Raw genomic sequence first — 14733 nt, 5'->3', positions numbered from 1 at the left:
ACGGTCAGCCCCCCACGTGGTGCATGACGTGCTTGATCCGGGTGTAGTCCTCGAAACCGTACACCGACAGGTCCTTGCCGTGGCCGGAGTGCTTGAAACCGCCGTGCGGCATCTCGGCGACCAGCGGGATGTGGCAGTTCACCCAGACGCAGCCGAAGTCCAGGCGCTGGGTCATCCGCATCGCGGTGCCGTGGTCCTTCGTCCAGACGCTGGAGGCCAGGGCGTACTCGACGCCGTTGGCGTACCCGACCGCCTCGTCCTCGTCGCCGAACCGCTGCACCGTGATGACCGGCCCGAACACCTCGTTCTGGATGATCTCGTCGTCCTGGCGCAGCCCGGAGACGACGGTGGGGGAGTAGAAGAAGCCCCGGTCACCGACCCGGGCGCCGCCGGCCTGCAGGATCGCGTGGTCCGGCAGCCGGTCGACGAAACCGCTGACCCGGGCCAGCTGGTTCGCGTTGTTGACCGGGCCGTAGAGCACGTCCGGGTCGTCCGGCGCGCCGGTGCGGATGCCGCGGGCCTGCTCGGCGAGCGCGGCCACGAAGTCGTCGTGGACCCCGGCCTGCGCCAGGACCCGGGTGGCGGCGGTGCAGTCCTGCCCGGCGTTGAAGTAGCCGGCCTCGGCGATCGCGGCGGCCGCCGCCGCCACGTCGGCGTCGTCGAAGACCACCACCGGCGCCTTGCCGCCCAGCTCCAGGTGGGTGCGTTTGAGGTCGGCGGCGGCCGATCCGGCCACCTCCATGCCGGCCCGCACCGAGCCGGTGATCGACACCATCCGCGGGGTCCGGTGGGTGACCAGGGCACGCCCGGTGTCCCGGTCACCGAGGACCACGTTGAACAGTCCGGCCGGCAGGAACTCGGCGGCGATCTCGGCGAGCAGCACGCTGGTGACCGGGGTGGTGTCGGACGGCTTCAGCACCACGGCGTTGCCCGCGGCCAGCGCCGGGGCGATCTTCCACATCGCCATCAGCAGTGGGTAGTTCCACGGCGTGACCTGGGCGCACACCCCGATCGGCTCGCGCCGCACGTAGCTCTCGAAACCGTTCAGGTACTGCCCGGCGGACCGGCCCTCCAGGACCCGGGCGGCACCGGCGAAGAACCGCAGATGGTCGACGGCCGGCGGCAGTTCCTCGCTGGCGGTCAGCCCGAGCGGCTTGCCGGTGTTCCGCGACTCGGCCGCGACCAGCTCGTCCGCGCGGGCCTCGATGGCGTCGGCGAACTTCAGCAGCGCCCGCTGCCGGTCCGCCGGGGTGGTGTCCCGCCATTGTGGGAAGGCCGCCGCCGCGGCGGTCATCGCCCGGTCGACGTCCTCGGCGCCGGAGACCGGGGCGGAGGCGAACACCTCCCCGGTGGACGGGTCGATGAGATCCTCGTACCGCCCCTCGGCGGGGGCGACGGCTTCGCCCCCGATGAGGTTGTGCAGCACCGATTTCGCGCTCATCCGGCCTCCAGCAGTGGTATCAGCGATTCGGCCTCATCTTTTTCGCTGAATCCGTTGTTGCCAAGAGGTTCTCTGAACGAATCGTGGTGGGAGTCGTCAAGATCCGCCCCGGACCCGCCGGCCGGGCCGGGCCGGTCAGCGTGATCGTCGCCTCGCAGGGCAGGTCGGCCGCCGACGCACCGGCCAGGATCCGCAGCTCGCCGGGCTCGACGATCCGGGTCAGGTCGCGGCCGGTGAACGACGTCCGGTCGGTGTGGACCCGGAACTCGACGTCCGCACTGTCACCGGGTGCCAGCGCCACCCGCTGGAAACCGGTCAGCTGCAGCACCGGCCGGGTCACCTGGGCGACCGGGTCGGCCAGGTAGAGCTGCACCACTTCGGAGCCGGCCCGGTCACCGGTGTTGGCGGCCCGGACGGTGGCGGTGAACTCGCCGTCGGTCGGTACCTCGCGGTCCGAGAGCCGCAGATCAGAGACCTCGAAACTGGTGTACGACCGGCCATGGCCGAACGCGAACAACGGTGTCGGATCGAGGTTGCTCGTCCCGATGTGGTCGGCGCCCAGCCGTGGCTGCAGATAGGTGCCCGGCTGGCCGCCGTGGTGACGCGGGATCTGCACCGGCAGCCGGCCGCTGGGCTGGACCCGGCCGGACAGCACCCCGGCGATGGCCGGGCCGCCCTCCTCACCCGGCATGAACGCCTGCACCAGCGCGGCGGCCCGATCGGCGAACTCGCCCAGCGCGTACGGCCGGCCGGACACCACCACCACGACCACCGGCTTGCCGGTCGCCAGCAGCGTGTCGACCAGATCCGCCTGGACACCGGGCAGGCGCAGGTCGGCGGCGTCGCAGCCCTCGCCGGAGGTGCCCGCCCCGAACAGCCCGGCCAGGTCGCCGACGAACGCGAGCACCACGTCGGCCGACTCGGCGGCGGCCACCGCGGCGGCGAAACCGGACCGGTCGTCGCCGTCCACGGCACAGCCCCGGGCGTACCCGAAATCGGTCTGCGGAAGTTCGGCTCGCAGAGCCTCGACCGCGGTCGGCAGCTCGATCTCCGGCTTGACCCCCGGATAGCGGGGCAGCACGTGGTTGGGGAACGCGTAACAGCCGAGGAACGTGCTCGCGTCGTCGGCGCACGGTCCGACCACGGCGACCCGGCCGGCCGGCGCGAGCGGCAGCGCGGTGCCCGGATCGAGCAGCACGATCGAGTGTTCGGCCAGCTCGCGGGCCAGGTCGCGGTTGCCGGGGGAGTCCAGCACGACCCGGTCGGCGGCGGCCACCGAGGCCTCCGGCGTCCACCCCTCGTCGAGCAGGCCGAGCCGCGCCTTCTGCAGCAGCACCCGGCGGGCGGCCCGGTCGATCAGCGCGTCGTCGGTCAGCGTGGCACCGTAGCCGATGGTGTCCGGCAGCTCCACGTCGATACCGGCTTGCAGGGCGAGCGCCCCGGCGTCCTCCGGCCCGGCGGCGATCCGGTGGTTCGAGGCCAGGAACGGGATGGCCCAGTAGTCCGAGACGACCGTGCCGGTGAAGCCCCACTCGTCGCGCAGCAGCTCGGTCAGCAGCCAGGGGTCGGCGCCGGCCGGAACACCGTCCACCTCGGAGTACGAGTTCATCACCGAGTCGGCGCCGCCCTCACGCAGCGCGGTCTCGAACGGGGGCAGGATCACGTCGAGCAGCTCCCGGCGGCCCATCGACACCGGGCCGTGGTTGCGGGCGGCGCGCGACGCCGAATAGCCGGCGAAATGCTTCAGGGTGGCGATCACCCCGGCGGACTGCAGACCGCGGACGTACGCCGCCCCGACCGTCGCCACCAGGTACGGATCCTCGCCGATCGACTCCTCGACCCGGCCCCACCGGTAGTCGCGCACCACGTCCAGCACCGGCGACAGCCCCTGGTGCACCCCGAGCGCGGCCATGTCCCGCCCGATCGCGGCGGCCATCCGCTCGATCAGCTCCGGGTCGAAGGTGGCGCCCCAGTTGATCGCGGCCGGGTAGACGGTGGCGCCGTGCGCGGTGAACCCGGTCAGGCACTCCTCGTGCACGATCGCCGGGATGCCCAGCCGGGACGAGGACATCACGATGCGCTGCTGCCGGACCACCTCGGCGGCGCCCTCGGCCACCGTCACCGGGTAGCTGCCGTAGATCCGGGTGAGGTGCCCGAGCCCGTGCCGGCTGGCGTCCTCCAGAGCCGGGCCGGAGGAGAACTCGTTCTCCATCGGGGCGACCTGGTGGCCCTCCTCCAGCTCCGGCGCGGCCGAGCCGGTGGCCCCCTTGTCCTTGCCGAGCCAGCGGCTGCCGAGCTGACCCACCTTCTCCTCGCGGCTCATCGAGGCCAGCAGCGCCTCGACCCGCTCGGTGATCGGTAGCGCGGGGTTCCGCCAGGGTTGTGCAGTCAACGAAAACCTCCGAAAGTTTCGGTGCCCCCGGAACTGGGTCCGGTCGGCCGCCCCGGACGGTGACGCGGCCGGCCGGCCTCGCCAACTCTCGCGCGTCAAGCATGCTTCAGGCAAGAGTCTTGACACTCGTAACGGCGAAACCCTACGTTAACGAAACCTCGCGTTAATTTGCAGCCGTCACTCGAAACTTTCGGCCCTTAATGGAGACAGCGTGAAGCGCAGGAATTTCTTGACCCTTTCCGCGGGCACCGCCGCCGGTGCCGCGCTAGCCGCCTGCGGCAGTTCCGGTCCCGCCGACATCAGCACCGGTGGCAAAGCCGGCGGCGCCAGCTACTGGACGCTCAGTGGCCCGCCCGGCGAGTCGGTGCGCCAGGGTGCGGTCGACCGGTACAACAAGGCCAACCCGGACAATCAGATCAAGCTCAACCTGTTCCAGAACGAGGCCTACAAGGACAAGCTGAAGACCGCGTTCGGCGCCGGTCAGCAGCCGACAGTGGTCTGGGGCTGGGGCGGCGGCGGGCTGAAGAGCTACGTCGAAGCCGGTCAGGTCGACGACCTCACCGACTGGTTCGCACAGAACGCCCCGGTCAAGGACCGGCTCTTCCCGTCGTCCTTCGGCCCGGCCACCATCAACGGCAAGATCTACGCGATGCCGGCCGAGACCGTGCAGCCGATCGTGCTGTTCTACAACAAAGAGGTCTTCGACCAGCTCAAGGTCTCCCCGCCGCAGTCCTGGGGCGAGATCATGGATCTGGTCCCGAAGTTCAACGCCGCGAAGATCGCGCCGTTCTCGCTCGGCGGCCAGTCCCGCTGGACCAACATGATGTGGCTGGAGTTCCTCTTCGACCGCATCGGCGGCCAGTCGGTCTTCGGTGACATCTTCGAGGGCAAGGCGAACGCCTGGAGCAACCCGGCGGCCATCGACGCGCTCACCAAGACGCAGGAACTGATCAAGGCGAACGGGTTTGTCAACGGCTTCAACTCGATCACCGCGGACTCCAACGCCGACCAGGCGCTGCTCTACCGCGGCAAGGCCGCGATGATGCTGCACGGATCCTGGTCCTACGGCATCCAGCTGGCCGAGGGTGGCAAGTTCGTCAAGGACGGCAAGCTCGGCTACATGAACTTCCCCGGTGTCGACGGTGGCAAGGGCGATCCCAACGACACCGTCGGCAACGCGGGTCAGTACCTGTCGATCTCCTCCAACGCCACTCCGGAGGCCAAGGAGACCGCCAAGAAGTTCTTCAGCAGTCTGCTCGACGACACCGAGCAGGCCGACTGGATCAAGACCGGTGGCGTGCCGATCATCAAGGGCGCCGACGCCAAGCTCGCCGCCTCGCCGGACGCGGACTTCCTCAAGTTCGTCTACGGCGTGGCCAGCAACGCGAAGGTCTTCGCCCAGTCCTGGGACCAGGCGCTCAGCCCGACCGCCGCGGAGACCCTGCTGGACAACATCGCCAAGCTGTTCACCCAGTCGATCGGCCCGCAGCAGTTCGCCGACAACATGAACGCGGTCATCGGAAAATGACGATTGCTCCACCGCTGGCGCCCGCGCCGGTGGAAACCGCTCCCCCCGGCAGCAAGCTCGCCGGGGGGAGCGGGTCCGTCTCGTGGATGGCCTGGCCGGCCCTGATCGCCTTCACCCTGTTCGGCCTGGTCCCCCTGGTCGGGGTGTTCCTGCTCAGCTTCACCGAGTGGAACATCTCCGGCGCTGTGAAACCGGCCGGCCTGGACAGCTGGCGGACCGTGCTGGCCGACCCCGACCTGCTGCACTCGCTCTGGGTCACGTTCCTGATCATGGCGTTCTCGTGGCTGGTGCAGACACCGCTGTCCATCCTGATCGGCGTGTTCCTGGCCTCGCACCAGCGTTATAGGGCTGTGCTCGCGGTGCTCTACTTCATCCCGCTGCTGCTCAGCCAGGCCGCCATCTCGATCACCTACAAGGCGCTGCTGGACCCGAACTTCGGTCTCGGCGCCAGCCTCGGCTGGGAGTTCCTGCAACAGGACTGGCTCGGTGACCCCGTACTGGCGCTGGGTGTGGTGGTCTTCGTGGTGTCCTGGCAGTTCATCCCGTTCCACTCGCTGATCTACCAGGGCGGTGTCCGGCAGATCCCGACCTCGATGTACGAGGCCGCGCAGATCGACGGCGCCGGGCGGATCCGCCAGTTCTTCAGCATCACCCTGCCGCAGCTCAAGTACACGATCATCACCTCGTCGACGCTGATGGTGGTCGGGTCGCTGACCTTCTTCGACCTGATCTGGGTGCTCACCGCCGGCGGCCCCGGCGACGCCACCAGCGCGCTGGCCGTCGAGATGTACCAGCGCGGATTCAAGGCCAACCTGATGGGCCCGGCCAGCGCCATCGCCGTCATCCTGGTGCTGTGCGGACTCGTCCTCGCGCTCGGGCTGCGCCGGCTCGGCGGCCGCAACCAGGCCGACAGCCAGCTGGAAGGAGTCTGACGTGGCGGCTTCGGTGAAACGCCCCCGGCTTTCGCAGTGGAACTTCCTCGGTGGCCTGGCCGGCTGGCTGTGGCTGGCGATCGTGATCGTCCCGATCTACTGGATCGTGATCACCAGCCTCAAGGTGTCCGGCGACTACTACTCCACCAACCCGCTGGTGCCGCCGACCTCGCCGACGCTGGAGAACTACCGGTTCGTGCTGGAGAACGACTTCGTCAGGTACTTCACCAACAGCACGATCGTCACGCTCGGCGCGGTCCTCCCGGCGGTGCTGATGTCGTTCATGGCCGGCTACGCGATCATCCGGGGCGGGGCGGCCAGCCGGTTCCTGCGCGGGGTCAACGGACTGTTCCTGATGGGCCTGGCGATCCCGCTGCAGGCGGTGATCATCCCGATCTATCTGATCATCATCAAGATTCAGATGTACGACACCCTGGGCGCGATCATCCTGCCCTCGCTGGCGTTCGCGATCCCGCTGTCGGTGCTGGTGCTGTCCAACTTCATCCGCGACGTGCCGAAGGAACTCTTCGAATCGATGCGGATGGACGGGGCCACCGAGTGGGGCACCCTGTGGCGCCTGGCCTTCCCGCTGACCCGGCCCGCCCTGGTCACGGTCACCATCTACCAGGGCCTGACGGTGTGGAACGGCTTCGTCCTGCCGCTGATCCTCACCCAGAGCCCGGAACAGCGCACGCTGCCGCTGGCGCTCTGGGAGTTCCAGGGCCAGTACAGCGTCAACATCCCCGCCGTACTGGCCTCGGTGGTGCTGACCACCCTGCCGATCCTCACCCTGTACGTGATCGGCCGCCGCCAGCTGCTGAGCGGCCTGACCGCCGGTTTCGGCAAGTGATCAGGTGTGCGGATCGCCCTCCCCGGTGATCCGCACACTCAGGAGCCGGTCCGCCTCGGCCGCGATCGCGCGCAGCTCACCGGTGGCCGCGCCGCTTGCCGCACCGGCGTCCAGGATCTCCGCCTGCGCGGCCTGGTTGTCGGCGAGGAACGCGTCCATCGGCGGGTCGATCGTCTGCCAGAGCTGCCGGCGGGCGTCGGCGGTGATCCGGCCGGCATGCCCCATGATCTCCGTGACGATCGCCGCGTGCCGCTGCTCGTTCTCGATCTGGATCCGGCGCGCGGCCCGTTCCTCCCGGAAGACCTCGTACCCGGCCAGGCCGGCCTGCAGCGCGTAGCCGCCGAACTTGACGGCCTTGCCGATGCCGTCGGCGATCTTCAGCGCCTCCCAGGGCTTGAACTTCTTGCCGAACAGGTGCCCGACCTCCTTGACGACCGTGTGGCCGGTCGATCCCGACGCGTTCCGCAAGCCGTCCCCGGCGCCCCACCACTGCCGGCCCTTGCTGATCTGATCAGTGACCAGGCGCCAGTCCACTCCCGCGCCGAGCCGTTCGTGCAGGGGCCCGGCCGGGGAGCCGAGCCGCACGCCGTCCGGGGTCTCCAGGGCGACGTCGCCGGAGACCAGCAGCTGCCGGGCCCGGTTGCTGTCGCCGATCTCCAGCATCCGTTCGGTCAGCTTGTCGAACTGCATCTCGGTCAACCTGTTGATCGCGTGGGCGAACCGTTCGAAATGCCGGTCCAGCGCCTCCCACAGCCGCGTCTCCGCGGCGGGCACGGCATCGCCGGGCAGGCCCATCACCGTGTCGGCGAACGCCGTCGCGTCGGCCAGGCACGCCGAGGTGAACGCCGACTCGGCCGCCACCAGCGACTGCTCGATCATGTGACGGCGCTCGGAGATCGCGGCCCGCTGCGCGGCCAGCAGACCGAGCGCGGTCTGCGCCCGCGGGTCGTCGGCGAACAGCTGCTGGGCCTCGTCGCAGAGCTGACGGATCAGGTGCAGCGGCTGCCGGAGTTGCGCCAGCTGTCCCCCGTCCGCGCTGATCCGGTTGATCCGCTCCCGCAGACCGTCGATGCCGGACCGGGTGCGCAGCAGATCGGCCCGCGAACCGCCGTCCAGACTCCGCAGGTAGTAGACGGAGTCGACCTCCGCGATCGGCAGGGTGAACGCCGGCGTGCCGAGCGCGTCGTGGACCGCCTTCTCCCGGACCCCGTCGCCCGCGGACAGCTTGCCGGCCTGGGTGATCACCACGATCATCTGGCCGGCCAGCCGCAGACCGTTCGCCAGGTGCTGCAGGTAGTCCCGGGACGCGTCGTCGAAGAGGTTCACCGTGATGACGAACAGGACGAAGTCCGCGTCACCGATCGCGCTGACGGCCAGCTCGTCGTGATTACGCAGACCCGACTGGACCCCCGGGGTGTCGACCAGCACCACCGCGGCGTCCCACTCGTACTCGGTGACGGTGTCGGTGGCGATGTCCGCGTCGACGACCGGATCCACGGCGCCGTCGGTCAGCGCCTTGATCAGGCTCGACTTGCCGCTGCTGAACTGGCCGGTGAGCACCATCCGCGGTCGGTCCCGGGACTGCAGGCGCGCGCGGGCGAGCAACTCTGTGGCTCTGTCATCCGACCGCAGCACGTCTTGCAGGCGCGACATCAGCTCCCGCGCACGTGCGGGCAGTTCGTGCACGAGAACGTTCGTCACGCTGAGGCTCCTTCGGTGATCTTCACATCGACTCCGGTGTGCACCCGGGCGAGTGCCTGCCATGCTTCCCGGACCCCGGGATCCACCGGCTCGTCCAGGGCGACCTCCAGGCGGTCCGGGCCGGTGCCGTGCACGGTCACCTCGCGGTCCGCCAGGCCCCTGATGATCTGGAGCGCGCCGCCGTCCGCCGAGGTGGGCACGATCCGTTCCACACACTCGGTCGCCGGGGAACGTACGAGAGCGTGGAAGTCCGGCTCCGGCAGCTCCACCGCGATGCCGGCGCCCCGCCACCGGGTCGCCCGGACGACGGCCTGCGCCAGGTCGTCGCGGCCGGTGTGGCGCAGCAGTTCGCGGGCGAGTTCGGTGTCGATCCTGGTCAGTGCCGGTTCGATCGTCTCCCTGGTGACGCGTCGCAGGACCGTGACGGACCGTTCGAGCACGGCGACCGCCGCGTACTGGCGGGTGACCTCGTCCTCGACCGCGCCCCGCCAGTCCTGGCGGACCCGGTCGGCCGCCGGGCCCAGGTCGTCCCGGAGGTTCTTGAGCAGCTCCACCATCTGATCGCGGACCATGCGGCGGCGGCGCTCGCGGATCTCGGTGGCGCTGCGGAAACTCCGGTCACCGATCCAGTCGATGAGCTTGTCCACGCCGAGCACGGTGGAGACGAGCCCGACCATGCCACCGGCGACCACGCCGACCGCGGTGCCCAGGCCGGGCCCCAGGAAGGAGCCGGCGACCGCGCCCGCCTTCGCGCCGAGGACCATCCCGCCCAGGCCCGCGGCGAGCCGTCCGCCGGTCTTGACCGCCCGGTTGCCCCAGGCCGCGCCCCGGCCGCCGAGATCGCGGAAGGCGCCGGCGCCGAATCCGGTCCAGTCCTGGGAGACGTCCACCGCGATGCCCTGCAGGTCGGATGCCAGCCGTCCCCCGGTGGCGGTGACCGCCTGTTCGAGTTCCGCGCGGAGGGTGTCGATCTCCGCGGCCAGCCGCTTGTTGATCTCGTCGGTGTCCTGGTCGACGTCGACACTCTCGGCCCAGCGCTCCCGGGCGGTGACGGCTGCCGCGAAGGCGGCGGTCAGGTCGTCGAAAGCGTCGTCGACCCGGCGGAACGCGCGCCGGCGGAACTCCAGCTGCATTCCCATCGCGGCGGTGAGCGCCGCGGACGCCGTGGCCTCGGCGTCCGTCACCGCCGCGGAGACGTCCAGCAGCGCCAGTCGCAGACCGTCACAGACACTGACGGCCCGCCGCTGTACGAGGGTGCGTTCCGCCTGCTCCCTGAGGGCGCCGGTCAGGGCGTCGATCCGGCTGTTGATGTGCAGGGTGCGGGACTCCTCGGCATCCCGTCCGGTGGCGAGCGCCAGCCGGGCCGCCTGGGCGTGAACCGGCACCGCGTCGAGGTAACGCCCACCGGCACGCAGCAGGTGACGGCGGATCGGCGCCAGGTTCCCGGCCGCGTCGCCGCCGAACACCCGCTCGGGCTCCTCGAGCATGTCCAGCAGATTGATCTCGTCGGTCACGTCGGCGAGGCAGTTCAGCGCCACCAGGATCGGTTTGCCCAGGTCGGCCAGCCGTTCGAGCGCCTGCCCGGTCTGCTCCTGGGTCGCCTGGGTGGTGGCCACCCAGAGGATCAGATCCGCGTCGGCGACCTGCCCGAACGCGACCTCGTAGTCCTCCCGGCCGTCCATCGCGCCGACCCCCGGGGTGTCGACGATCTCGACGCCGATGCCGCCCGCCGTGCGGACACAGGAATCCCGGGAGAACCGCTGGCTGCCGTCGCCGACCCGGGCCCCGTCACCGGCCGACAGGTACTCGAACAGCGTGCTCTTGCCGGCCATGGTCCGGCCCATCAGGACGACCCGGAACGGCCGCTCGACGTCACGGTCCGCAAGGGACTCGCCGACCGCCGTCAACCGGGCCGCGGTGTGACGCAGGTAGGCGACGGCCTCGCCGAGCATCCGGTCGTGGTCACCGCCGCCGATCTGCCCGTCGATCTCCCGCGCTGCCCTGGTCAGCGCGCCGGACACCGCCTGGCCGCCGGCCACCAGAAGGGCCCGGAACGCGTGTGTCTGTCGAGTCTGGGTCGGCACCGGCACAAGGTATCGGCGCCGCCGACAGTCCAATATCCAGAGAACGGCCGGGCCTTGATCATCCGAGCGGCGCGGTGCTCTCCCGGACCTCCAGGCGGGTGACCAGCTCCACCCGGGGCGTCTCGATCGCCTCGCCCCGCGACAACCGCAGGACGGTGCGCGCGGCGAGGGCACCCATCTCGGCCAGCGGCTGACGGACCGTGGTCAGTGGCGGGGACGCCCAGCGCGACTCCGGCAGGTCGTCGAAACCGACCACGCTCAGCTGGTCCGGCACCCGGACGCCGCGCCGCCGGGCCGCCTCGCACACACCCAGCGCCATCAGGTCGCTGGACGCGAAGATCGCCGTCGGCGGCTCCGCCAGATCCAGCAGGCGGTTGCCGGCCAGGAAACCCGCCTCGTGCCGGAAGTCACCGGTGGTGATCAGCTCCTCGTCGACACGGACCCCGGCGGCCTCCATCGCCGACCGGTAGCCGTCCAACCGGGCCCGGCTGCACAACAACTCCCGTGGGCCGGCCACAAAACCGATCCGGCGATGCCCCAATTCCAGAAGATGATCGGTTGCGGTACGCCCACCCGACCAGTTCGTCGCCCCGATCGTCGGCACCTCGGCGGCCACCCCACCGGCCGGGTCGATGATCACCACCGGGACCTTGAGGCGGTGCAGCTCGCTGTGCACCGGCTCGGCCACATCGGACGTCACGAAGATGACGCCGTCCGACGCGCGGGCCCGCAGATTCTGCAGCCACTGCCGGGTCGCGCTGCTGCGCCGGTGCACCTGGGACACCACCGTCCCGACGCCGGCGGCGTGCGTCACGTCCTCCACACCGCGCACCAGCTCCAGGGCCCACGGGCTGTCCAGGTCGTTGAAGACCAGATCCACCAGACGGGCGCGCCCGGAATGCCGAGAGTTGCGGGGCCGGTAATCGTGCTCTCGCAACAGTCGTTCGATCATCTCACGGGTGCCGGGGGAGACGTCGGACCGCCCGTTGAGCACCCGGGACACCGTCGGGACGGACACCCCCGCCGCTTCCGCGATGGCCGCGATGGTCACTCGTCCTCTGCCAGACGCCACGGGGAAGGCTCCTTACCGCCGGCCCATCTAGGCTGCAACTTTCGGAAACCGGCACCGGAATTCTGCCATGCCGCGGCGTACCGAGAAATGCCTGGTCCCGGTGGTACCGCTCCCAATCGCGATCGGTGCTATTTCGGCTCGCAGGTCAGCATGCGCGGCGTCTCCGCGCACGGGCGGTTGCCGGCCTTGCGGAGGATGTCCATGCCTTCCTGGGTACGCAGGAAACGCAGGAACGCGGCGCCGATCGAATCCGGAGGGAGCTCGCCGTACGAGTAGACGAACTCGGTCTGCCAGTACGGGTACCGGCCCTTCTCGACCCCGTCGAGCGTCGTCTCCTGGTTGTCGATCCGGATGCCCGCCACGCCCTTGCCGGCCGCCGCGCTGCGCACCTCGCTGTACCCGATCGCCCCCGGGATGCTGCCGACCAGATCGAGCAACTCCCGGGTGGTCTGCGCCTGGCAGATACCGAACTGATCCCGGCCCATCGCCCGGCAGTCGGTGACCGTCTCCTGTGGCATCAGCTTCCCGGCCAGCACCCGCTGCTCCAGGGCGGTCCGGGTGCCCGAACCCGGCGGGCGCTTGATCACCTTGATCGGCAGGTCCGGGCCGCCCATCTCGGACCAGTTGACCGGCGTACCGGAGAAGATCTTTTGAATCTGGGTGGTCGACAGGTTGAACACCTGGACGTCCTTGTGGGCGACCAGGGTGTACACCCCGTAGGCGATCGGGTGCGGCAGCAGTTTCGCATGGGAGGCGTCAGCGGTGCCGTCGCTGAACGCCAGATGGTCGCCGACCGCGTCGGTGCCCGCGGTCTCCAGCTGGTTGATGCCCTCCAGACTGCCCAGGAAGGTACGGTCGTCGATCGGGATCCTCGCGTCGCTGCCCCGGCACAGCTCCACGTACCGTTCGGCGGCCTCGGTGATCGCCGGACGGAACGCGGTCGAACCGTGCAGGGTCAGGCTGCCGGACACACAATCCATCGGCGGGCGGACGTCGTCGCGGAACAGGATCAGACCGGACTGGGCCAGCACCGCCGCCGCCAGCAGACCGATACCGATCAGCGCCGGACGGGACGCGAAGGTGTGGCTCTCGGTCCGGTCCAGCTGGATCTTCGCCAGCCGGTCGATCCAGCGGTTGTGCCGTCCGCTCACATCGGCGTGGAACGTCGGATCCGCGAACTTCTCGGCCGTGTTGCCCGGCATCCGCTCCAGCAGCACGAGCACCTTGTAGAACGCGCGGGGGTTCAGCTTCACCTTCGGCAGGCGTACCACACCGCCGGGTCTGGTCTGGTTGCTGATGCCGTAGCCACGCGTCGTCACCACATGGCCGCTCTCGTCGGCGAAGAAGAAGACCTCCAGCTCCTTCTGGCTGACGTCACCCAGCGCCGCGTCGATCACGCGCCGGCCCGGGAACGTCACCTGGATGCCGGTCGGGTGCTGATCGTCGGCCAGGTAGTCACTCGAGACGATCTCGGTCCAGCCCGCGTTCTCGATCCGCAGCACCACGAACGACGGATCGTTCAGACCCCGGTCGCCCTCCGCCGCACCCTTCTGCAGGCCGGCCAGCACCGACGAATCCGTCGGATGGGCCGGGCTGGCCGCCGGGGTGTCCATCTGCACCCGGTAGCCCAGCCTCTTGCGGCGGACGATCGCGAACTCCCACACGAACGCGACAAGCGGCACCACCACGCCCACCACGGCGATGACGTCCTGTAGATCCCAGCGCATTCTGCAGATTGGCCACGGCGGAGGCCGCTCCACAAGGGAGTTCGCGACGTCGGCGGCAACAATTCACCCCGCCGTCTTCTAGAACCTGGGGATCACCTCTTCGGCGAAACGCTGCAGCGGCTCGTGGTCGTAGGCGACCCGCGGGATGTAGACGATGAAGTAGTCGGCGCCCGCCTCGGCCAGGCGCTCCACCTTCTCGATCGTCGCGGCCGTCGACTCGGCCGGGTCGAACGTGATGCTCGTCGACTTCTTGATCCGGTCGTAGTCGCGGTCCAGCTTCTCGCAGTGCGAGCGCAGCACCGCCGCCTTCTGCCGGAACACCTCCGGGTCACCGTTGCCGAAATTGCAGCCGTCGGCATACTTCGCCACCAGCTTCAACGTCACCTTCTCGCCGCCGCCGCCCAGCCAGAGCGACGGGTGCGGCTTGCGGACCCCCTTCGGCTCGTTGATCGGCTGATCGATGCGGTAGTGCCTGCCCTCGAAGACCGGGCGCTCCTCGGTCCACATCTTGTGCACCACCTCGACCGCCTCCCGGAACGCGGCCATCCGCTCCGGAACCTCGGCCCACTCGTAGCCGTACGCCTTCCATTCGTGCTCGTACCAGCCGGCGCCGAGGCCCGCGTAGAGCCGCCCGTGGCTGGCCACATCCACCGTGGAGGCGATCTTGGCGTACAGCGCCGGATGCCGGTAGCCGTTACACCCGACCATCTGCCCGATGTTCACCCGGCTGGTGTCCCGCGACAGCGTCGACGTGACGGTCCAGGCCTCGAACACACTGTTGACGGTCGGCTCCGGAACGGTATGAAAATGGTCGTAGACCCACACGCTGTCCCACGGCCCGGCATCGGCAAGCTTCGCCACCGCCGTCATGGCCTCGTACTGCTCGACCGGGTCGTCAATCTCGACCAGATCCATACGCCACCCTTGAGGCACGAATACCCCGAACCCAATGCTCATGAGATCAACTTACCCAGCAAAACCCCACACACCCGCCCCGATTCCCCCG

The 14733-nt window shown here is 69.7% G+C and carries 10 protein-coding genes; 3 read left to right on the top strand and 7 right to left on the bottom strand.

Going from position 1 to position 14733, the window contains the following annotated elements; genetic code table 11:
- Positions 1 to 4: 4 nt before the first annotated feature.
- Complete coding sequence (locus Aco03nite_RS24555) at positions 5 to 1441, bottom strand: gamma-aminobutyraldehyde dehydrogenase (RefSeq protein ID WP_203798276.1); 1437 nt, start codon at positions 1439 to 1441, stop codon at positions 5 to 7.
- Positions 1442 to 1460: 19 nt separating this feature from the next.
- Positions 1461 to 3833 carry a glycoside hydrolase family 3 N-terminal domain-containing protein gene (locus Aco03nite_RS24550; protein WP_373872634.1) on the bottom strand — a complete coding sequence of 791 codons (2373 nt, stop codon included), beginning with the start codon at positions 3831 to 3833 and terminating at the stop codon, positions 1461 to 1463.
- 211 nt (positions 3834 to 4044) lie between these two features.
- On the opposite strand from Aco03nite_RS24550, the gene Aco03nite_RS24545 reads away from it, so the two are divergent.
- Genes Aco03nite_RS24545 through Aco03nite_RS24535 form a run of 3 tightly spaced genes read left to right on the top strand, consistent with a single transcriptional unit; the run spans position 4045 to position 7143 of the window.
- Complete coding sequence (locus tag Aco03nite_RS24545) at positions 4045 to 5361, top strand: extracellular solute-binding protein (RefSeq protein WP_203798273.1); 1317 nt, start codon at positions 4045 to 4047, stop codon at positions 5359 to 5361.
- Positions 5358 to 6293 carry a carbohydrate ABC transporter permease gene (locus Aco03nite_RS24540; RefSeq protein WP_203798271.1) on the top strand — a complete coding sequence of 312 codons (936 nt, stop codon included), beginning with the start codon at positions 5358 to 5360 and terminating at the stop codon, positions 6291 to 6293. The genes Aco03nite_RS24545 and Aco03nite_RS24540 overlap by 4 nt, the downstream gene beginning before the upstream one ends.
- Before the next feature lies 1 nt (position 6294).
- Positions 6295 to 7143, top strand: a complete 849-nt coding sequence (locus tag Aco03nite_RS24535) for a carbohydrate ABC transporter permease (protein WP_203798269.1) — start codon at positions 6295 to 6297, stop codon at positions 7141 to 7143.
- Here the strand turns inward: Aco03nite_RS24535 and Aco03nite_RS24530 are convergent, their stop codons facing one another.
- The 5 genes from Aco03nite_RS24530 to Aco03nite_RS24510 form a co-directional block, all read right to left on the bottom strand.
- The gene (locus Aco03nite_RS24530; protein ID WP_203798268.1) at positions 7144 to 8844 is read right to left on the bottom strand and encodes a GTPase; all 1701 of its coding nucleotides are present in this window, start codon (positions 8842 to 8844) and stop codon (positions 7144 to 7146) included.
- Positions 8841 to 10928 carry a GTPase domain-containing protein gene (locus tag Aco03nite_RS24525; protein WP_203798266.1) on the bottom strand — a complete coding sequence of 696 codons (2088 nt, stop codon included), beginning with the start codon at positions 10926 to 10928 and terminating at the stop codon, positions 8841 to 8843. Before Aco03nite_RS24525 ends, Aco03nite_RS24530 begins: the two co-directional genes overlap by 4 nt.
- A 58-nt stretch (positions 10929 to 10986) precedes the next feature.
- On the bottom strand, positions 10987 to 11979 hold the full coding sequence (locus tag Aco03nite_RS24520; protein ID WP_239145396.1) for a LacI family DNA-binding transcriptional regulator: 993 nt from the start codon (positions 11977 to 11979) through the stop codon (positions 10987 to 10989).
- A gap of 149 nt (positions 11980 to 12128) precedes the next feature.
- Positions 12129 to 13727, bottom strand: a complete 1599-nt coding sequence (locus tag Aco03nite_RS24515; RefSeq protein ID WP_203798264.1) for a PstS family phosphate ABC transporter substrate-binding protein — start codon at positions 13725 to 13727, stop codon at positions 12129 to 12131.
- Between the two features lie 78 nt (positions 13728 to 13805).
- The gene (locus Aco03nite_RS24510; protein ID WP_203798261.1) at positions 13806 to 14684 is read right to left on the bottom strand and encodes a TIGR03560 family F420-dependent LLM class oxidoreductase; all 879 of its coding nucleotides are present in this window, start codon (positions 14682 to 14684) and stop codon (positions 13806 to 13808) included.
- Positions 14685 to 14733: the final 49 nt, after the last annotated feature.

It is taken from the genome of Actinoplanes couchii (genome assembly GCF_016862075.1).
Taxonomy (GTDB): domain Bacteria; phylum Actinomycetota; class Actinomycetes; order Mycobacteriales; family Micromonosporaceae; genus Actinoplanes; species Actinoplanes couchii.
This window is presented reverse-complemented; position numbering and strand designations above follow the sequence as displayed.